Genomic DNA, 18,090 nt, shown 5'->3' with positions numbered 1-18,090 from the left:
TCGACAGAAGTGCTAGCGATGCTAGAGTTGTCGGCATGTCGATTCAGGAGCGCAAGGAACGCGAGCGGGCGGAGCGGGAACGGTTGATCATCACAGCGGCCCGGACGCTGGCCGAGGCCGAGGGCTGGGAGGCGGTGACGACGCGCCGCCTGGCCGAACAGGTCGAATACAGCCAGCCGGTGCTCTACAGCCACTTCAAGGGCAAGGACGCCATCATGGCGGCGGTCGCGGTGGAGGGCTGCGCCGACCTGGCCGTCGACCTGCGCGCGGCCCGTACTTCGACAGACGACCCCCGGCAGGCCCTCGCCGCCGTCGGCGCCGCCTACGCGGACTTCGCCGAACGGCGGCCCGCACTGTACGACGTGATCTTCAATCTGGCCGTCGACCTGCCCTTCGCCACCCCCGAGGCACCGGCTCCCCTGCAGGCGGCCTTCGGCGAGCTGAGCCAGGCGCTGGAATCGCAGGTCGGCGACGACGACCTCGGCCTGCTCACCGAAACCTTCTGGAGCGGCCTGCACGGGCTGGTGACGCTCATGCGCGGCGGCAGGCTCCCCCGCGAGTTCCACGACCAGCGGCTGGCCATCCTGGTCGACCGTTTCTCCCACCGCCCCTGACCCAGCTTCAGGCCGGGCAGTGGGGAGCGCAGAGCAGGAAGATGGGCGCCCCGCTGTGCACCAGCAGCGACTCGGCGTCCTGGTTGGCGTTCAGCGGCGCCCACAGCGTCAGGACGGCCAGGGCGGCGAGCACGGCCACGAGCACGGGCCGGCGCCGTGGCCGGGGGCTGAGCAGGGAGCGCACTCGCTCGGGTACGTCCGACGAGTGGTAGCCCATCGCCGGGGCCGCGGGAGAAGACGATGCGGCCAGCGAGGCGAGGGCGGCGCGAGCCAGCGCCCGGGCGGCGAGCGCGCGATCACCGACGGCGCTCGCGGCTTCTTCGTCGGCCCAGCGTTCGGTGGCGTAGCCGACGGCCCGGGGAAGGCGATACAGGAGGGGATTGACCGCGGCGGCCGCGTCGGCGAGCGCCCGGCACAGGTGGTGGCGGTGGGCCAGGTGGGCGTTCTCATGGGCCAGCAGGACGTGTCGCTCGTCCGGGCTCAGGGCGTTCAGCATGCCGGTGGAGACCACCACCCGCCCGCCACGCCGGGCGGGCAGGGCGAACGCCTCGGGGCGGACCTCGTCGATCACGACCAGGTCGCCCGGTCCGCCGTCCAACTCGTCGGCGACACGGCGGACCTCGGCCATGGCCCGGCGATGCCGGAAGATGGTGCGGGTCAGCCGGATCGCGGCGACACCTAGAGCGAGCGCCGCGCCCAAGGCGACCGGGGTGGGCACGGGATCGGCGTCGTCCCAGGACTGCAGGGACCAACCGCCGAGCCAGGCCACCAGCCGGATCTGGGCCAGCAGGGTCCAGGTGAGCAGCGCGAGCGCGTACGCGGTGCTGACCGCCGATACCAGCGCGGCGGCCACCAGGGCACGGCCGGCGGTGGACGGTGGCAGCCAGCGCGCCAGCGGCGCGGCGACCAGGCCGAGCAGCAGCGAGATGAGCAGCGGCAGGTAGACGTCGACGCGCATGTCAGGTGCCGCCGCTCTCGCGCAGGAGCCGCTGCAGCAACGCCTCGTCCTGCTCGGACAGCTCCCCGACGAACTGGGCCAGCACCCGAGCCCGGTCCTGGCCCTCACCGAGCAGGCTGCGCATCTGCGCCGCCCGCCGGGCTGCCTCGTCGCGCTGGATGGAGTAGGCGTAGGCGCGGCCGGTGCGGACCCGGCTGACGGCGCCCTTGTCGTGCAGGCGGCTGAGCACCGTCATGACCGTGGTGTAGGCCAGCGGGGATGCGAGCCGCTGGGCCACCTCACCGGGGGTCAGCGGACCAGGGGTGCCGGCCAGGATGGCCAGCACCTCACTCTCCAGGCCGCCCCGGTCCCGGCGTTGGCGCGATGGTGAGGTCATAAGCGCTCACTCTCTACTTACAGCTTGTGTAGCAGGGTAGCTGTAGTGCCTGGGCGATTCACCCCCTTCAACTACTACAAACTATGTAGTAGAAAGGTAGGGGGGTTCTGACATGTCCTTCTCGTGACGATCATCCAGGTAGGGGGCGGCTGAGGTGTACGAGCGATCGCGAAATTGGCTGCTGGGGTCGGGGGCACGCTGGGTGCGATGGACGGCCTTGTGGCTGCTCCGGCTGGCGGACCTGCGGCGGGCCCGCACGGCACCCGCGCCCGATGCCGGCACGGTGCGCATCCTGTTGTTCCACGCGTACGGCATGGGTGGCACCATCCGCACGGTGCTCAACCTCGCCGGATACCTGGCGCGCGACCACGACGTCGAGATCGTCAGCCTGATCCGCGAGCGGAACCAGCCGTTCTTCCCGCTCCCCGCCGGTGTGCGGATCTCGGTTCTCGATGACCGTACGCGCGACAAAGGCAGGCTGCGCCGATGGCTGTCGCGGCTGCCCAGCGTACTGGTGCCCCCGACCGAGCCCTCCTACCGGCGCTGCTCGCTGCTGACCGATCTGGTGCTGCTGCGCTACCTGCGCTCGCTGCGCGGCGGGGTGCTGATCACCACCAGGCCGAGCCTCAACCTGTTCGCCGCCGGTTTCGCGCCGCCCGGGGTCATCACCATCGGCCAGGAACACCGCAACCTGGCCGCGCACAAGCCCGAGCTGCGCAAGGTCATCAAGCGCCGGTACGGCAAGCTGGACGCGCTGGTCACACTGACCCGTGCCGATCTGGAGCGCTACACCAGGGCGGTGCCCCAGCTCCATCTGACCTGCATCCCCAATGCCCTGCCACCCCTGGGCGGCGGCGACGCCTCGCTGGACGGCACGACCGCCGTCGCGGTGGGGCGGCTGGATCGGGTCAAGGGCTTCGACCTGCTCCTGGCGGCCTGGCGGCTGGTCGGCGAGCGGCACCCGGAGTGGACGCTGCGCGTCTACGGGTCGGGGCCGTGGCGCGAGCGGCTGAGGGCCCAGATCGAGGAGTCGGGGCTGGACGGACGCGCCTTCCTCATGGGGCGTACCGATCAGGTCGGAGAGGAGCTGGCGAATGCGGGGATGTTCCTGCTCAGCTCACGTTCCGAGGGGATGCCGATGGCGTTGATCGAGGCGATGAGCAAGGGTCTGCCCGCCGTCGCCTTCGACTGCCCCACCGGTCCGGCCGAGGTCATCACCGACGGTCTCGACGGCCGCCTGGTCGAGCCGGGCGACGTCGGCGCCTTCGCCGAGACGATCTGCGAGCTCATCGAGAACGAGGACCTGCGCCGCAAGTTCGGCGCCGCCGCGAAGCGCACCGCCAGGGCCTATGACCTGCGGGAGATCGGCGCCCGCTGGGACAGCCTGCTGGCCGAGATCACGGAGCCTCGGCGGCCGTCCCGGCCCGGGACGGCCGTGGAGATCACGGAGCGGCCCGCGCATACTGGGCCACGCCGTCGCCGAACGACCAGTCGAGCGGCTCGTTCTCGGTGACCGTGACGAACACGTTCCGCGGCTCGGTCCCCGCGTAGTCCTGGGCGAGCTCGGCGATCCTGCGGTAGAGAGCCTGCTTCTGGTCCGCGGTGCGGCCGGAGCGCATCGTGATGGCCACGAACACGAGGTCGTCGTCCCGGTGGATGCCGAGGTAGTTGTCGTCGTAGCTGACCATCCGCCGCGTTCCGTCATGGCCGGTGATCACCTGGAACCTGTCGTCCGGCGGGATGCCGATGGCGTCGACCAGGGCATCGTGCACGGCCCGGCCCAGGGCCGCCAGCCGCTTCTCGTCTGCACGAACCGCATCAATGCGTACAAATGGCATTACTTCTTCCTTTCAACGATCCGGTTCAGTGGGCAGCGAGCAGGCCGAGCGCGCCGTCAACGGCCTGCGCGTAGACGTCCGCGTCGCCGGCCGCGCGGGCCAGCACATACGCGCCCTGCAGCACCGCGACGAGCGCGGTGGCGGTGGCCGCCGGGTCGAGCGCGGTGGCCAGCTCACCGGCCGCCCGCGCTTCGGTGAGGACCCCGGCGAGCCGGTCGCGCAGCCACGCGAAGGTCTCCTCGATCGGCCGGCGCAACGTGGGATCGGCCATGACGTCCGAGTCCTGGGTGAGCCGGCCCACCGGGCAGCCCCGGAGAGCCTCGCGCTCCCGGCGCAGGTAGGTGGCGATCCGCTGGACCGGTGTGCCCGAGCCGCCGAGCTCCGCCTCAGCGCGATCCCGCAGCTCCTCGGCGCTACGGGTGATCGCGGCCAGCGCCAGGTCGGACTTCCCGCGGAAGTGGTGGTACATGCTGCCCTGGCCGGCCCCGGATCGCCGCTGGATCGCCTTCGGCGAGGTGCCTACGTAGCCGCACTCCCACAGCAGCTCCCGGGTGCTCTCGATCAGCCGTTCCCTCGTGTCCACGGCACTGACCGTACATACTAGTAGGTACAGAACGCAAGACCAAAGCTCGGTCAGTGCTTGGGATCGCGCGCCAGCCCGAGCTTCCCGGCCACTTGGTCCAGCCGGTAGTACAGCCGCGGCGGGATGTGCGGGAGCAGCACCGAGTGCCGCTGGCCGAGCAGCGCGAACAGCTGCCAAGGCGGCAGGTTGATGTAGCGGGGCAGGCTCTCGTACCACCGCGCGCTGTAGCGGGCCGCCCGCTGGGTGGCCCGGATGACCGCCCGGCGTTCCCGCTCGTAGCGGGCGAGGGCGGGCTTGAGCGCCGTCTCCTCGTGCAGCGCGTTGACCAGGAATGCGGCGTCCCCCAGCGCGAGGGCGGTGCCCGCGCCGATGGAGTAGTGCGTGGTGTGCGCGGCGTCCCCGACCAGGACGAGGTTGCCGTGGTACCACTTCCGGTTGGTCAGTGTGCGGAAGTTCAGCCAGTGCGCCCGGCCGTCGGGGTGCGCCCGGCCGATCAGGGGGTGCCCGTCCAGGATTTGGGCGAAGAGCTTCTCCAGGAGGGCCAGGCCGTCGGCCTCGTTCGCCTGGTCGAGCCCGAGTCCCCGCCAGGTCTCAGGGGCGCATTCGATGACGCAGGTGCTGTGGTCCTTGCCGAATCCGTAGCCGTAGTACCAGATCCAGCCGTGCTCGGTCTCCACGAAGGCGAAGGTGAACGATTCGAAGATCTTGGTGGTGCCGAGCCAGATGTAGACGTTCCGGCCGACCGCGACCTGGGTCCCGAAATGGTCGGAGTGGCGCTCGCGCAGCACGCTGTTGACCCCGTCACCGGCGACGACGAGGTCGGCGTCGGCCAGTTCCTCCTCCTCGGCGATCTCGCGCTCGTACTCGATGCGCACACCGAGGGAGCGGGCCCGCTCGGTGAGGATGTCGAGCAACCGATGCCGGCCGATGCCGAAACCCTCGTCCCCGTGATCCACCGTCACCGTGGCGCGGTCGCAAACGTGCATGACCCAGCCGTCCCAGCGGACCGAGCTCTCGCTGATGGCACGCGCGGACTCGGGGTCGACGCCGTGGAGACTGTGGAGCAGTTCGTAGATATATGTCACGCCCCAGCCATAGGTCGACCCGGCCGGATTTCGCTCATAGACGGTGATGTCGTGGGACGGGTCCACCCGCTTCATCAGGATCGAGAAGTACAGGCTGGCGGGCCCTCCGCCGACGCAGGCGACCTTCACGCTAACTCCCCATAACTACGCAACGTCATCAACTCATCTCATAGCGTAGCAATGAGGTATGTATTCCTGCGGTCTCCTCCGGCTGAACCACCAGTCACAAAATGCCCAATAATCGGCACAGCTCCCACCTCCTCAGGGTGGCCAAGTGCGTTCCCGTGCAGGTGGGACAATGGGGGTGTTCATTCCGTGCTCCCCCCTTGGCGACAATTTCAGGAAGGGGGCGGCCATGGCGACCATCGCTCATCACCCGGCGACAGAAGCGGCGCCCGGCGCCCTGCGGCTCGGCGCGGCGCTCATGGCACTGGCCGGCCTGACATTCATGGGTTACGCGGTGATCTTCTTCATCCGCAACTTCACCGGCGGGTTCCTGGAGCTCGGCATCGGTCCGCACGAGGTCGATGTCAGCCGGGCGCAGGTCCAGTCGTTCAGTCCCGACCTGTTCAGGTACATCGCGCACCTGCACATCGCGCTGTCAGGGTTCCTCGCCTCGACCGGGCTGGCCACCGCGGCACTCGCCTGGTTCGGGGTCAGGCACGGGCTCTGGTGGGCGTACGTGACGTCGATCGTGGTCCCAGTGCTGGGCCTGGTCGTCGCCCTGCCCGCGCACTACCCGTACCATTTCGCCACTCTCGGCCACCTCGGGCTCATCTACCTGGCCACCGCGATATTCGCCGTAGGCGCACTGGTGGCGCTGAAACCGATGCTGCACGCGCGGCACACCTGATCGCGTCAGGCGAACCAGGAGCGGCTGTCTCCACATCCGCTCCTGGCGCGTGATCGTCAGGCGGACGGAGAGACATGGTGACCTTGCGGCACGAGTTGTCCGTACGGACACGGATGACGCTGCTGGCCGGTGCCGTCATGGCGGCGTTGTGCGTGGTCTTCTGCGTGTTCATCCTGCTGGCCGCCCACGACCGCGCCATGGACGACCGGACCGACGTGATCCTCCAGTCCGAGCTGCACGTGGCCCGGCACATCTCGCGCGACCAGCTCCCTTCCCTGCTCCCCGACCATGGAATCGCCGCTCTCCAGGTGGTGGACGCCCACGGCAAGCTCGTGGCGGCGAACCTGCGGATGCTCGGCCAACCACGCATGGCCTCCTTCGCCCCACCGGATGACAACCTGATCAAGGACCGGATCGTCTGCACCGTGCCGAGCTTCGGGGACACGTGCATGATCGTCGTGGCCATACGGGTCGCCGGGGCCGGAGGCGACTGGATCGTCTACGGCGCCGATTTCGTCATCCCCGGGTACATCGATCGCTCGGTCGTCATCACCCTGCTCGTCGGGTCCGCGCTGCTGATCAGTGCCACGGCGATCGGCGCCTACCGTACCGTCAGCAAGACCCTCGACCCCGTCGACGACATCGTCGCCGAGCTGGCCGAGATCACCTCGACCGACCTCGGCCGCCGGGTGCCCGTGCCCGACCACCACGACGAGATCCGGAAGCTGGCCGAGACCGCGAACCTGACCTTGGAGCGGCTGGAGGCGGCGGTCGAGCAGCAGCGGCGCTTCGCCTCCGACGCCTCGCACGACCTGCGCAGTCCCATCACCGCCATACGCACCCAGGTGGAAGCGGCCATGCTGCACCCGGACGAGGCGGACTGGCCCGCGATGGCGCAAGCCCTGCTGGCCAGCCTCGACCGGCTGGAGGCGATCGTCGTCGACCTGCTGGTGCTGGCCCGGCTCGACGCCGGCGCCCACTGCGACGGCGACCGCGTGGACCTGCGCGAGCTGGTCAAGTCCGAGCTCGAACGCCGGGCCCCCAAAGCACGCGTCGTGACCGACCTCGGGCCCGACGCGGTCGTGAACGGAGACCGGCTCCAGCTCGGCCGCCTGCTCACCAACCTCCTGGACAACGCCGCGCGGCACGCCGACTCCACCGTGGCGATCTCGGTCCGCCGCAAGGGTGACGATGCGGTGCTCGAGGTGAACGACGACGGCCCCGGCATCTCCCCTGACCAGCGGGAATTCGTCTTCCAGCGCTTCACCCGGCTGGATGCCGCCCGAAGCAAGGACATGGGGGGTACGGGACTCGGCCTGGCGATCGCCAGGGAGATCGCCGAGCGTCACGGCGGGTCGCTGACCATCGAGGATTCGGAGAAGGGCGCGCGATTCGTGCTGAAAATCCCTGTCGCCCCTGCCGACCCAGCACGTTGAGAAGGGTTGACAGAGCCAGTCATCGGGATAGATCTTCTCATTCATCAGATGAATTGCCTCATCAGTCCCCCCAGTGGAGGCACTATGTCGGAAAATCCATCCTCGCGACGAACATTCCTCGGAGGTCTTGCCTTAGGCGGAGCCGCTGCCGTGGTCGCCACCTCCCCCACCGCGTGGGCGCAGGCCGTACCGGAGAAGACGGACGCGTACGGGGACGTCCTGCGTGACGCCGCCATGATCTGGAAGCGGCTGCCCAGCGGCTGGCAGAACGGGCCGTTCCTGGGCAACGGGTTTCTCGGCGTGCACGTCTACAACAAGGGCGGTGAGGGGAACGTCCTGCGGTTCATGCTCAGCCACTCCCTCGTGCAGGACCAGCGAGGGCAGTGGGAGGCGGCGATCGGCTACTCGCGGCTGCCCATCGGCTATCTGACGCTGACCTTCGCCGGGACCGTCACCGCGGTGGACTGGCGGCTGGACCTCGAACGCGCCGAGCTCACCGGGACCGTGACGACCACCCAGGGCGGCGTCCGGTTCAGCGCGCTCGTGCTCAACCAGCGCGGCGTGCTGCTGGTGTCCATGACGCCGACCCCGGGAGAGGAGGCGGCGGCGTGGGGCTTCACGCCCCTGCCCTCCCATACGACCAGGACGATCCGGCTCCCGCCCGAGTACACCGGCAATCCCGAACCGGTGGTCGCCGAGGGGCACGTCGAGCAGCCCATGCACGCCGGAGGCGGGTACACGACGGCTTGGCGCGAGGTCCGGCACGGCACCGGGCGGGTGTTCGCGGCCACGATCGCCTATGGATACCCGGACTCGACCGGGGTCGAGGAGGCCGTACGGACCGTGCGCCAGGTGCTCGACGGGAACCCGGAGGCGCAGGTCGTGGCCCACCGGCTCTGGTGGCAGCGGTTCTACCGGCGCAGCCTGCTGTCGGTCCCGGACAAGCGGCTGCAGCGGTTCTACTGGATCCAGCTCTACAAGATGGCCTCGGCCACCAGGGACGGCGCGCCCGTGGTGACCGAGTGGGGGCCGTGGTTCCCCGAGGCGGGCAACAGCTGGACCAACATCTGGTGGAACCTGAACGTCCAGGTCAGCTATCCGATGATCAACGGCTCGAACCACCCGGAGCTGGACGCGGTGACCACAACGTTCCGGAAATATCGCGAAAATCTGGAGCTTAATGTGAATCCGAGTTATCGCGATGGGAAGTCGTACGCACTGTGCCATCCGGGCGATCGCATGCTCAGGCCCGGCCCGCGATACGTCGGCGTGCCCGGCGTGAGTCCCAACGACCACACCGGCAACCTCACCTGGGGCATGCACAACGTCTGGCTCGCCTACCGCCACTCCATGGACGACGGCGTGCTGCGCGACGTGCTCCACCCGATCCTCACCGGCGCGATCACGTACTACGAGCGCTTCCTGGTCGAGGGCGCCGACGGGCGGCTGCACCTGCCCGAGACCCGCTCACCCGAGTACGCCAACGCCTCCGACGCCACCTACGACCTCTCGCTCATCCGCTGGGGCTGTCGCACCCTCCTCGACAGCGCCGAGCGGCTACGCCTCGACGACCCGCGCAAGTCCCGCTGGCAGGAGATCCTCGCGCGGCTGGTGCCGTACCACCAGAACGAGGACGGGGTGATGATCGGCGCGGACGTGCCGCTGGCCGAGTCGCACCGCCACTACTCGCACCTGCTCTGGATGTATCCGCTGCAGGAGTCGCTCGACCGGCGCAGCTTCGAGCACTGGGCCGGCATGCGCGAGCGGTGGCACGGCTACAGCTTCGCGGCGGCCTCCTCGATGGAGACGCTGTTCGGCAACCCGGAGGAGGCGCTGGCCCAGCTGCGCTTCTTCATCGACGGCAACGTCGTGGACAACTGCGCGATCACCCCGAACACCATGTACAGGGAGGGCGCCAACTTCGCCATCGAGAGCCCGCTGGCCGCCGCCCAGTCGATGCTCGACATGCTGATCCAGAGCCATGGCGGGGTGGTCAAGGTGTTCCCCGCGGTCTCCGCCACCTGGGCCGACGTGTCGGTCGAGCGGCTGCGTACGCAGGGCGCGTTCCTGGTGGACGCCTCGCGGAGCCAGGGGCGTACGGACTGGATCAGGGTCCACAGCGAGGCGGGCGAGCCGCTGCGGCTCCGGCACGGCATCGAGGGCCCGGTCGAGGTCCGCGACGAGCACGGCAGACCGCTCCCCCACCGCGGTACGGACACGCTCGAGATCCCGCTGCGCAGAGGCAGGACGGCCGTCATCAGCCGGCCAGGTCAGCACCCTTCTCGGCCGCGCGATGTCCCGGGCGATGACAGCGCGCCCGCGTGGGGACTGCCCTAGCGGCTGCCAGATCGAAGACCGTCGACGGACTCCGGTGAGTCCGTCTGCGGTCTTGCGTGTGTTCGGCCCGGGCTTGGACCGGAGAGCGATGTAAAACTTTCTAGACATGAAGTCAAAGATTTGCTACTTTCGAGATGTCAAAGATTCTGTACATCAGGGAGCTGTCATGACACTCGAAGAGAGACGGGCGTGGATCCGGCTGATCGTCTCCGTCGCCGCGTACGGCGGGTACGCGTTCGTGGTCTTAGGCCGGACCGGCGAGCGCCCGCTGGCCGAAGTGCCCTATGGCGCGGCGCTGCTGTGGAGCGTGGCAGCGGCCATCCTCGGCACGATCGCGCTCGAGATCGTGGTCGCCGCGGCCAGGCCGGCGTCCCTGGTCAAGGACGAGAGGGACCGGGAGATCGGGCGGCTGGGCGACCACGTCGGCCAGGCGTTCGTGGTGATCGGCGCGGTCGCGGCGATGCTCATGGCGATCGCCGACTGGGACCGCTTCTGGATCGCCAACGTGATCTACGTGTGCTTCGCCCTGTCGTCGGTCCTCGGCAATGTCGCCAAGGTCATCGTCTACCGCAGGAGCCTGCCTCAATGGTGAAACCGACCCGTGTGACCAACCGCATCCGTGCCCTGCGCTTCGCACACGACGAGATGACGCAGGCCGAGCTGGCCGACCGCATCTCCGTGACCCGCCAGACCGTCATCGCCATCGAGCAGGGCCGCTACTCGCCGTCCCTGGAGATGGCCTTCCAGATAGCCCATGTGTTCAAGGTCCCGCTCGACGAGGTGTTCCAATACCCCGACTCCCAGGAGGAGACACCATGAAAGCGATCGCTCAGGACGTGTACGGCTCGGCCGATGTCCTCCGGTTACGCGAGATGGACCGGCCGTCGATCGGCGACGACGAGGTGCTGGTCCAGGTAAACGCCGCCGGGGTGGACCCGGGCGTGTGGGTCTGCATGACCGGCCGGCCGTACGGGGCGCGTGCCTGGTTCGGCCTGACCAGGCCCAGGGTGTCCGTACGCGGCCGGGCCCTGGCCGGGGTGGTCGTGGCGGTCGGCGCCGGCGTTCAGCGGTTCAAACCCGGTGACGAGGTGTACGGCACCAGCCCGCGCAGCGGCACGTTCGCCGAATACGCGGCCGCCCCCGCCAAGCGGCTCGCGCCCAAACCGCCCAGGCTGTCGTTCGAGCAGGCCGCCGCGGTGCCCATCTCGGCGGTGACCGCGCTGGAGTGCGTCCGCGACGGCGGGCAGGTACACGCCGGGCAGAGAGTGATGGTCATCGGCGCGGCCGGCGGCATCGGATCGTTCGCGGTGCAGCTCGCCAAGGCGTCCGGCGCGAAGGTCACCGCCGTGTGCGGCACCGGCAAGGCCGATCTGGTGCGGTCACTCGGCGCCGACGAGGTGATCGACTACACCCGGGAGGAGGTCGACCGCGACGGGCCGAGCTACGACGTGATCATCGACCTCGCTGGCTGCCGCCCACTGGCGCTGCTGCGGCGCGCCCTGACCCCGCGCGGGACCCTGGTGCTGGCCGGCGGCGGACATGACGCCGGCGGGCTGCTCGGTGGCTACACCCGCCAGCTGCGCGCCCCCTTCGTCTCGATGTTCACCAGCCAGCGGCTCCGTGGCCTGACCTCCAAGGAACGCCCCCAAGAGCTGGAGGAGCTGGCAGAGCTGATCGAATCGGGCGCGGTCACCCCGGTCATCGACCGCACCTACCCCCTCGCCGACGCCCCCGACGCCATCCGCTACCTCGCCGAAGGCCATCCCGCCGGGAAAGTCGTCATCACCGTCGGAACAGGTCCGTCGGCTGACGCTCCATGACCTCCGCTCCCGCCCGCCGCTCACCAGAGCCTGATGACAACGCTCACCAGAGCCTGATGGCAAGAGGAGAGCGACGGCCCGCTGGTCAGGGGCCGTCGCTCTCCCGTTTCGCCGATCGGACGCTTGCGGGTCATTCGCCGTGTTTGGCGGCAAAGCTAATTTTCAAGAAAAATGTCCCGTACTGCTTTCGTGAACTCGTCTCTTGGAAACGCCTGTCGCCGAGTGGTGTAGGCAGGCAAGTCCAGGGCCCCCAGAGCGCGTTCGGTTTGGCGTTCCGTCCGCAGCGCCAGGACGAGGGTGACCGTCGGATCACCCGAAGCCTCGCTCCGGTGCACCACATCTGCGGGCATCGTATAGATGCTCCTTGCGAAATGGCGCGTCTTCCGCTCGGCCTCGATCCTCACCAGGGTTTGGGTGGGCACCACGCGGTCGACCACGCCCTCGCCGTAGATCGTGAACACCCGGAAATCAGCATCGGACGGCTCGTCCACCTCAACGACACTTACCTCGACGTTTTCCAGGGCGCCGTGGGCGATATAGCTGACGAGGTCCCATGTGTGATCGTGCATGGGAGACACCTCGTCGGCCGTCAGGTGCCGACGCCGTGCCACCGGCGGCCACAGATGCAGGCGCAGAGTGGCGTGTGGCCAGCGGGCGAGCGGGGCGTAGACGAACCCGAGAGGGTGCAGCAACGGCTCCACGGGATGGCGATCGCGGGCGACGGCATCGAGCAGTCTGGCGCACGGCTCTTCGAGAAGGCGAGGGTCCTGCTTGCGAAGCAGGTCGCCGATCTCCGCAAGATCGGGTCGGTCGCCCATCGGGGACACGGCTCTCCCTGAGGTCTTACATGCTGGTGCGAGCTGCGCATCCGAAGATCGCTAGAGGCTTACCTTAGGACATGCGGGCATGCCAGACGCCCCGAACACGCGGAGCCTTGACGAGGCGGCCTCCGGCCTCCGGAGCCACGGAACGAGGTCAGTCGCCGTAGGGGTTGGTGGGGGTCAACGCCTGCCGGCGGATGTGTGCGATGTCATGATCCGTATAGGAGTGCAATGGAAGATGGAGCTGGTCGAAAAGCTGTCTGATCTCCGCGGTCGACGGTATTTCGGCTAATACGCTGTCACCGAGGCCGCTCAGGCGCACCGCCCGAGCTTGCCGGAAGCTGACCGACAGGTGGGTCGAATAGTCCGCGTAGAGCTTCGCATTGCTACGGATCCGGTAGGCGGGCCAACCTTTGTCCCGCACGGTTATGAGCAGATGGTCGTTGTAGCGGTCGAAGCGCTGATTGGACCATACCGAGGAGAGGGAGAGCTCGATATCCAACGGAGATCGCTGATTATACCGGAAAGCGGAAAGAACAGTCGCGAAACAATTGAGCTGAATACGCTTCCCGACTCCTTCGCCGTTGTCCTGCGGCCATAGTTCGTGCGCTATCTGCTGCTGATATCTGGCATAGGCGTCGCACAGCTCGAAATCGGCCGGATCCAGGATGTCAACGCGAATACGTATGGGCCGGTTCCGCAGTCGCGACAGCCGGGCGAGCTCTGGCAACGTCTTGGCCCGAAGGTATGTGCCCGTGCCTCCCTTGAACTCCCAGAAGTCGCAGGATCGACGAGCCTCGGAGAATGCCCGGCTGATCGCCGGGCCCGCTAAAACCTCGACTTCGGCCAGGCCGCGAAGCAGCCCGTACACGGGCGCCATCTCACCACCCAGCTGCCTCACCTCTCGAAGCTCGTACAGCGAATCATCCAGATCACCAATGAGCTCCGAAAACCTGCGCAGCGCCGTCTCACCGGTCTCCTGCTTCCGCCAGCGATCCCGCAGGAGAGAGAAGGCCAGCACCGCCAGAGTCACCAGGATCGTATTGTTGATCACGTCACCCGGGACCGCTTCCAGCACACCGAGAACACTGAACACAACAGCCAGAATGAGTGCGATTACGGCGTCGGCCTGGTCCTTTATCCGAGCAAGCCATCGCCGCATGGCTACCACCTTGGGAAATAATCGGAGCAAACCTCTCTGGAGAACTTCTACCCTCAGGCGCCATCGGTCAGTCATAAAGGACTATTCGCATTACCGGCTCCACTCGCATTACCAGCTCCACCCGCGGCTCGACCACCCGCGCCGCGGCGCAGCTCATGCAGGCGCTGCGAGAATGGTCGGCAACTGCCAGGGGGTTCGCGTCCGGACGGCGCGGTAGGCGAAGGAGGCGTGTGGACGAGAGCGTGTCGTTGGCTCAGCTGGCCCATCGGCTGGAAGAGGTGGTGGGCGAGCTGCGCGGCATCCCCGTCGACGTCGAACGGCTGGAGGACCGCGAGCTCGTACGGCAGCAGATCGCGCAGGCCGCCGCCTCGGCCGGGGAGCTGCGCGCCATGCATCCGGTGGGCTCGTCGGAGAAGGGCCGCGAGGAGCAGAGGAGCCGGGTCGACGTGCTCGACGCCCTGCGGGACGGCATGACGATGCGCACGATCATCCACGCGAGCGTGCTGGACGACCCCCGCAAAGCGGCCCGGCTCAGGGAGTTGCACGCGGCCGGTGACCTGCACCGGGTCGTCGACGAGCCGATCCAGCAGTTGCTCATCTTCGACCGGACCATCGCGTTCGTCCGCATCACCCCCGTCGCCTACTCGCCGGGCGCGCTGGTGATCCGGCAGCAGAGTCTGATCGCCACCCTCATCGATCTGTTCGAGCAGACCTGGTCCAGGGCCAGGGAGGTCACTGAGGCTGCTCACCAGCTGACCCCGCGCGAGCGCGAGGTGCTGGCGCTGATCGCCGAAGGGCGCTCCAACAAGGCCGTCGCCCGCACCCTGTCCATCACGGAGGCGGCCGTGGGCAAGCACGTGGCCGGCGTGTTCGCCAAGCTGGAGCTACCTGCTTCCGATGACGACAACCGGCGGGTGCTGGCCGTGCTGGCTTACCTGCGCGGCGCAGTCAGGTAGTGCCCAGTCCCGCCTCTCTGCCACCGCGCGGCGCGGTAGTGCCAGACCTACCTCGTCCTCGGCCCAGCCCCACTGCGGCCCCCACCCGATATGGAGTTCGATAAGATCATGCAGCGAATGACTGGATTGCTGGTTGGCGCGGTCTTCGGCGCGGTCTTCGTCGTCGTCAACGCGCAGAGCCCGCTCAACACCGTGACCGTGAACCTCTTGCGGGTGGCCGCGTGCCTGGCGGCCGCGAGTGTCCTGGCCCTGTGGTTCGTCACCGCCCGCAAGGAGCGGTCCGCCGCGGGCCCGCAGCGGAACATGTTCAGCCGCGGCTACCTGATCATCGTCGCCGCCGAGGCGATTCTGCTCTTCGGTGGCCTCCGGGTGCTGGCCGCCTGGGAACGCCCTGTTGAGACCAATGTGGCCTGGGTGGCGTTCGTGGTCGGTGTGCACTTCATCGCGTTGGCGCCCATATGGAAGGACTGGAGCATTGCCGTGCCCGGTGTGGTGCTCACCCTGCTGGGCGTCGCCGGTCTCGTTCTGGCGTCCACGGCGGCCGTGGCCTGGGTGCCGCTCATCAGTGGCGTGCTGTCCGGCCTGGTGCTTCTGGTCGGCTCCGTCACCTTCGGGTGGCGGACGGTGGCGGCTCGGACGGCTTAGCTCACCGGCCGGATCGCCGGTCCTTGCCGGGCGTACGGAGGGCCACGTACGGACACGGAGCGGAACCATGCAGTTTCTGTATGTTTTCTGTACGGATTTTTCCCACCCTGGGCCCTAGCAAGACATACACGGTGCGGAAGGGGTCCAGTTGAAACTCCGAGCAATCGCGATCGCGGGCTTAGCCCTGTTCCTGAGTGTCGCCGCCGCCGACCCAGGCGAGGAGAGCGGTGGCGACCCGCCCAACCAGGTGACAGCGGACGCGAGCATCATGGCCACGAACTTCCAGCTGCCCTTCCCCTGTGGGCAGGCGTGGACCGGCAACTCCAACGGGAGCAGCGCCCATCTGTCGTGGGAGATCGACTTCAACAGGGGCAGCACGGCCGACGCCGACCTGGGCGACCCCGTGGTGGCCGCGGCCGCGGGCACGGTGGTCATCTCCGCCCACCAGGGCTCGACCAACGGCTACGGCAACCTCGTCAAGATCGACCATGGCGGCGGCTGGGCGACCTACTACGCGCACCTGAACACTCGCTCGGTCAGCGAGGGAGCCACCGTCTCCCAGGGACAGAAGATCGGCACGGTCGGCAACACCAGCAAGCCAGGTAACAACATCTCCCCCCACCTCCACTACGAGGTACGGCTGGGCACCGACTACCCCTCCAACATCCAGAAGGCCGTCTTCAACGGCACGACCTTCGGCTACCCCAACCAGACGGTGACCTCCAAGAACTGCGGCAACACCACCAACCCGTACACCCCGCAGGAGGTCTGCGGCGCCGGCTACGACGTGATCGACTCGGCGGCGCTCGGCACCTCCGGCACGGTCTACCTGCTCTACAACAGCGGCAACGGCAACAACTGCGTCACCACCCTGAAGCGAACCTCCCTCGGCACCGCCACGGCGACGAGCGCCTACCTGGAAGTGCAGGGAAGTAGCAGGGTCACCGACTCAGGCAATTTCGCGTACTACGCGGGGCCGGTACGCGCCGCGGCGGCGGACAAGTGCGTGAGGTGGGGCGGCAAGGCAGGCTCCTCCACCTACGACAGCATCTTCGAACACTGCAGCTGACCATCAAGCGTTGACAGGGCCTCCACGGCGCGGTGGAGGCCCTGTTCCATGCGACCTTGTGGACGGTGGCCAGATGCTCTATAAGGGGTAGTACTACTTCTCGTAGAGTTGAAGTGGAGGCCGCCGGTGCGGGTGCTTGTGGCAGGAGCGGGGATCAGCGGGCTCGCGGCGGCACGGGGATTGATCGGCGCGGGCCACGAGGTGGTCGTGCTGGAGCAGGCACCGGAGCCGCGCGTCCAGGGCGGGGCCATCACGCTGTGGCACAACGGCACGGCCATCCTCGGGGACCTGGGCGTCGATCTGGAAGGGACCGGACAACCGCTGACGACGTTATGCCTGCGGACCGCACGCGGGCGCCGGGTGCTGGAGTTCGACCTGGCGGCGCTGGCCGAACGGTTCGGGTCGGTGGCGCGGGTGATCCCGCGCGGGTCGCTGATCACCTTCCTGGAGAGCGGCCTGCCGCAGGGGACCGTACGGTTCGGCGCACGGGTCGCGGAGCTGCGGGCCGACGGCGGCGGCGTACAGGTGCGGACTCAGACAGGTCAGGAGTACGCCGGTGACGTCCTGGTCGGAGCCGACGGGGTGCGCTCGCGGGTGCGTACCCTCGTCCTGGGCGACGGCCCGGCGGCCCAGACCGGTGTGGCGACCTGGCAGGGCCTGACGCCGGCCCCGTTCGATCCCGGGTCGGCCACGACGATGATGGTCGGCCGGCGGGGTGACTTCGGGTACATGGGGGCGGGTGACGGGCTCATGCAGTGGTTCTTCGACGTGCCGTGGTCGCCGGGCGCGCCGCCGGAGGACAAGCCGCTGGAGATGTTGCGCCGGCGGTTCGGGGGGTGGGGCTCGCCGGTCGAGCGGGTGCTGGCGTCGCTGGGTGAGGGCGACGCCGAGGTGTTCCCGCACACCCGGCACAGGGTGCCGCGCCGTTGGGGTGGCGGGCGGTGCGTGCTGCTCGGGGACGCGGCGCACGGGATGCCGCCCGTCATGGCGCAGGGCACGAACCAGGCGTTAGAGGACGTGGCGACGCTGGTGGACTGCCTGGGCGCCGTGCCCGACCCGGCCTCCGTCGTAGAGGTGTACTCGGCCAGGCGGAGGCGGCAGGCGGCCCTGGCCTCCACGATCGCCACGCACAGCCTCGCGGTGTCCGGCCCGAGGACGCTGCTGCAAGGCGAATACCTCCTGCGCATGAACGGAGCCGCCCCGCCGCGTCTCGCCACTCGCGGGTTCGGCGCACTGCTGCGCACCCTCAGCGACCGGATCTGACGCCAGAGGGGTTCGGCCCTGAAATACGGCTGCTTCCCAGGCGACCATGCCACGACATGACCGCCTGGGAAGCGAAGCGAACTGTCATTCGGGCACGATGCTCAGGATCAGCGCCAGCTCGGCACGCAGGTGCGCCTCGCTCACGGACTTGCCGCCCGCGGTGCTCAGGTCGCGTGCCGCTGACATCAGGGCCTCGAGCTCTTCCTCGGGCATGGCCGCCGCGAGCACCTTGCCCGCGCCGAGATGCAGCGGGAGCCGCCGATCTACCGATTTA

At 68.5% G+C, this 18,090-nt stretch carries 20 protein-coding genes; 12 read left to right on the top strand and 8 right to left on the bottom strand.

Annotated features, from left to right (window positions below):
* The first annotated feature begins 35 nt into the window (after nucleotides 1-35).
* Nucleotides 36-614 (top strand): TetR/AcrR family transcriptional regulator, encoded by a 579-nt coding sequence (locus tag ACGFJ2_RS07490; RefSeq protein WP_357941776.1) that lies wholly within the window; start codon nucleotides 36-38, stop codon nucleotides 612-614.
* A gap of 7 nt (nucleotides 615-621) precedes the next feature.
* Here ACGFJ2_RS07490 and ACGFJ2_RS07485 read toward each other — a convergent pair whose 3' ends face one another.
* Together ACGFJ2_RS07485 and ACGFJ2_RS07480 are read right to left on the bottom strand one after the other, a co-directional pair.
* Entirely contained in the window at nucleotides 622-1,572 is a 951-nt protein-coding gene (locus ACGFJ2_RS07485; protein ID WP_357941774.1) for a M56 family metallopeptidase, read from the bottom strand.
* A 1-nt stretch (nucleotide 1,573) separates the two neighbouring features.
* A complete protein-coding gene (locus tag ACGFJ2_RS07480; RefSeq protein ID WP_357941772.1) occupies nucleotides 1,574-1,948 on the bottom strand; it encodes a BlaI/MecI/CopY family transcriptional regulator in 375 nt (124 codons plus the stop codon).
* 154 nt (nucleotides 1,949-2,102) lie between these two features.
* Here ACGFJ2_RS07480 and ACGFJ2_RS07475 point away from each other — a divergent pair, with 154 nt between their 5' ends.
* Nucleotides 2,103-3,461 (top strand): glycosyltransferase family 4 protein, encoded by a 1,359-nt coding sequence (locus tag ACGFJ2_RS07475; protein ID WP_393465747.1) that lies wholly within the window; start codon nucleotides 2,103-2,105, stop codon nucleotides 3,459-3,461.
* Here the strand turns inward: ACGFJ2_RS07475 and ACGFJ2_RS07470 are convergent.
* The 3 genes from ACGFJ2_RS07470 to ACGFJ2_RS07460 are packed head-to-tail and all read right to left on the bottom strand — an operon-like array spanning nucleotide 3,391 to nucleotide 5,583.
* Complete coding sequence (locus ACGFJ2_RS07470; RefSeq protein ID WP_357941768.1) at nucleotides 3,391-3,786, bottom strand: tautomerase family protein; 396 nt, start codon at nucleotides 3,784-3,786, stop codon at nucleotides 3,391-3,393. The two genes, ACGFJ2_RS07475 and ACGFJ2_RS07470, sit on opposite strands and share 71 nt — an antisense overlap.
* A 25-nt stretch (nucleotides 3,787-3,811) precedes the next feature.
* Nucleotides 3,812-4,369: a TetR/AcrR family transcriptional regulator gene (locus ACGFJ2_RS07465; protein WP_393465745.1), complete on the bottom strand. Its 558-nt coding sequence runs from the start codon at nucleotides 4,367-4,369 to the stop codon at nucleotides 3,812-3,814.
* Nucleotides 4,370-4,419: 50 nt separating this feature from the next.
* Nucleotides 4,420-5,583 carry an FAD-dependent monooxygenase gene (locus ACGFJ2_RS07460; RefSeq protein ID WP_393465743.1) on the bottom strand — a complete coding sequence of 388 codons (1,164 nt, stop codon included), beginning with the start codon at nucleotides 5,581-5,583 and terminating at the stop codon, nucleotides 4,420-4,422.
* 226 nt (nucleotides 5,584-5,809) lie between these two features.
* Here ACGFJ2_RS07460 and ACGFJ2_RS07455 point away from each other — a divergent pair, with 226 nt between their 5' ends.
* From ACGFJ2_RS07455 to ACGFJ2_RS07430, 6 genes are all read left to right on the top strand, one after another.
* A complete protein-coding gene (locus ACGFJ2_RS07455) occupies nucleotides 5,810-6,307 on the top strand; it encodes a hypothetical protein (RefSeq protein WP_357941762.1) in 498 nt (165 codons plus the stop codon).
* Nucleotides 6,308-6,381: 74 nt separating this feature from the next.
* Nucleotides 6,382-7,743: an ATP-binding protein gene (locus ACGFJ2_RS07450; RefSeq protein WP_357941760.1), complete on the top strand. Its 1,362-nt coding sequence runs from the start codon at nucleotides 6,382-6,384 to the stop codon at nucleotides 7,741-7,743.
* A gap of 48 nt (nucleotides 7,744-7,791) precedes the next feature.
* Nucleotides 7,792-10,080, top strand: coding sequence for a glycoside hydrolase family 95-like protein (locus ACGFJ2_RS07445; protein ID WP_393465740.1), 2,289 nt, complete (start codon nucleotides 7,792-7,794; stop codon nucleotides 10,078-10,080).
* A 166-nt stretch (nucleotides 10,081-10,246) separates the two neighbouring features.
* Nucleotides 10,247-10,672, top strand: coding sequence for a hypothetical protein (locus tag ACGFJ2_RS07440; RefSeq protein ID WP_357941757.1), 426 nt, complete (start codon nucleotides 10,247-10,249; stop codon nucleotides 10,670-10,672).
* Nucleotides 10,666-10,899 (top strand): helix-turn-helix transcriptional regulator, encoded by a 234-nt coding sequence (locus ACGFJ2_RS07435; RefSeq protein ID WP_358177103.1) that lies wholly within the window; start codon nucleotides 10,666-10,668, stop codon nucleotides 10,897-10,899. Before ACGFJ2_RS07440 ends, ACGFJ2_RS07435 begins: the two co-directional genes overlap by 7 nt.
* The gene (locus ACGFJ2_RS07430) at nucleotides 10,896-11,900 is read left to right on the top strand and encodes an NAD(P)-dependent alcohol dehydrogenase (RefSeq protein ID WP_393465737.1); all 1,005 of its coding nucleotides are present in this window, start codon (nucleotides 10,896-10,898) and stop codon (nucleotides 11,898-11,900) included. Before ACGFJ2_RS07435 ends, ACGFJ2_RS07430 begins: the two co-directional genes overlap by 4 nt.
* A 155-nt stretch (nucleotides 11,901-12,055) precedes the next feature.
* Here the strand turns inward: ACGFJ2_RS07430 and ACGFJ2_RS07425 are convergent, their stop codons facing one another.
* A complete protein-coding gene (locus tag ACGFJ2_RS07425) occupies nucleotides 12,056-12,718 on the bottom strand; it encodes a hypothetical protein (RefSeq protein WP_393465735.1) in 663 nt (220 codons plus the stop codon).
* 157 nt (nucleotides 12,719-12,875) lie between these two features.
* Entirely contained in the window at nucleotides 12,876-13,883 is a 1,008-nt protein-coding gene (locus ACGFJ2_RS07420; RefSeq protein ID WP_393465733.1) for a hypothetical protein, read from the bottom strand.
* Nucleotides 13,884-14,113: 230 nt separating this feature from the next.
* On the opposite strand from ACGFJ2_RS07420, the gene ACGFJ2_RS07415 reads away from it, so the two are divergent.
* The 4 genes from ACGFJ2_RS07415 to ACGFJ2_RS07400 all read left to right on the top strand — a co-directional run bounded on the left by ACGFJ2_RS07415 (nucleotide 14,114) and on the right by ACGFJ2_RS07400 (nucleotide 17,816).
* Nucleotides 14,114-14,839: a helix-turn-helix transcriptional regulator gene (locus ACGFJ2_RS07415; RefSeq protein WP_357941747.1), complete on the top strand. Its 726-nt coding sequence runs from the start codon at nucleotides 14,114-14,116 to the stop codon at nucleotides 14,837-14,839.
* A gap of 117 nt (nucleotides 14,840-14,956) precedes the next feature.
* A complete protein-coding gene (locus ACGFJ2_RS07410) occupies nucleotides 14,957-15,484 on the top strand; it encodes a hypothetical protein (RefSeq protein ID WP_393465731.1) in 528 nt (175 codons plus the stop codon).
* Nucleotides 15,485-15,632: 148 nt separating this feature from the next.
* Nucleotides 15,633-16,553 (top strand): M23 family metallopeptidase, encoded by a 921-nt coding sequence (locus tag ACGFJ2_RS07405; protein WP_357941743.1) that lies wholly within the window; start codon nucleotides 15,633-15,635, stop codon nucleotides 16,551-16,553.
* A gap of 126 nt (nucleotides 16,554-16,679) precedes the next feature.
* A complete protein-coding gene (locus ACGFJ2_RS07400; protein ID WP_393465729.1) occupies nucleotides 16,680-17,816 on the top strand; it encodes an FAD-dependent oxidoreductase in 1,137 nt (378 codons plus the stop codon).
* Nucleotides 17,817-17,900: 84 nt separating this feature from the next.
* Here ACGFJ2_RS07400 and ACGFJ2_RS07395 read toward each other — a convergent pair whose 3' ends face one another.
* Nucleotides 17,901-18,029 (bottom strand): hypothetical protein, encoded by a 129-nt coding sequence (locus ACGFJ2_RS07395; protein WP_393465727.1) that lies wholly within the window; start codon nucleotides 18,027-18,029, stop codon nucleotides 17,901-17,903.
* Between the last annotated feature and the right edge of the window lie 61 nt (nucleotides 18,030-18,090).

The organism is Nonomuraea sp. NPDC049028 (assembly GCF_043197735.1).
Lineage (GTDB): Bacteria > Actinomycetota > Actinomycetes > Streptosporangiales > Streptosporangiaceae > Nonomuraea.
The sequence above is the reverse complement of the archived record's forward strand: the minus strand, read 5'-3'. Positions and strand labels throughout refer to the sequence as shown.

Excerpts from the sequence above, each read along its gene's own strand:
- ACGFJ2_RS07455 (WP_357941762.1), top strand. The coding sequence starts at position 5,810 with ATGGCGACCATCGCTCATCACCCGGCGACAGAAGCGGCGCCCGGCGCC.
- ACGFJ2_RS07450 (WP_357941760.1), top strand. The coding sequence starts at position 6,382 with ATGGTGACCTTGCGGCACGAGTTGTCCGTACGGACACGGATGACGCTG.
- ACGFJ2_RS07435 (WP_358177103.1), top strand. The coding sequence starts at position 10,666 with ATGGTGAAACCGACCCGTGTGACCAACCGCATCCGTGCCCTGCGCTTC.
- ACGFJ2_RS07395 (WP_393465727.1), bottom strand. The coding sequence starts at position 18,029 with ATGCCCGAGGAAGAGCTCGAGGCCCTGATGTCAGCGGCACGCGACCTG.
- ACGFJ2_RS07425 (WP_393465735.1), bottom strand. The coding sequence starts at position 12,718 with ATGGGCGACCGACCCGATCTTGCGGAGATCGGCGACCTGCTTCGCAAG.
- ACGFJ2_RS07420 (WP_393465733.1), bottom strand. The coding sequence starts at position 13,883 with ATGCGGCGATGGCTTGCTCGGATAAAGGACCAGGCCGACGCCGTAATC.
- ACGFJ2_RS07480 (WP_357941772.1), bottom strand. The coding sequence starts at position 1,948 with ATGACCTCACCATCGCGCCAACGCCGGGACCGGGGCGGCCTGGAGAGT.
- ACGFJ2_RS07485 (WP_357941774.1), bottom strand. The coding sequence starts at position 1,572 with ATGCGCGTCGACGTCTACCTGCCGCTGCTCATCTCGCTGCTGCTCGGC.
- ACGFJ2_RS07490 (WP_357941776.1), top strand. The coding sequence starts at position 36 with ATGTCGATTCAGGAGCGCAAGGAACGCGAGCGGGCGGAGCGGGAACGG.
- ACGFJ2_RS07445 (WP_393465740.1), top strand. The coding sequence starts at position 7,792 with ATGAATTGCCTCATCAGTCCCCCCAGTGGAGGCACTATGTCGGAAAAT.
- ACGFJ2_RS07470 (WP_357941768.1), bottom strand. The coding sequence starts at position 3,786 with ATGCCATTTGTACGCATTGATGCGGTTCGTGCAGACGAGAAGCGGCTG.
- ACGFJ2_RS07410 (WP_393465731.1), top strand. The coding sequence starts at position 14,957 with ATGACTGGATTGCTGGTTGGCGCGGTCTTCGGCGCGGTCTTCGTCGTC.
- ACGFJ2_RS07440 (WP_357941757.1), top strand. The coding sequence starts at position 10,247 with ATGACACTCGAAGAGAGACGGGCGTGGATCCGGCTGATCGTCTCCGTC.
- ACGFJ2_RS07430 (WP_393465737.1), top strand. The coding sequence starts at position 10,896 with ATGAAAGCGATCGCTCAGGACGTGTACGGCTCGGCCGATGTCCTCCGG.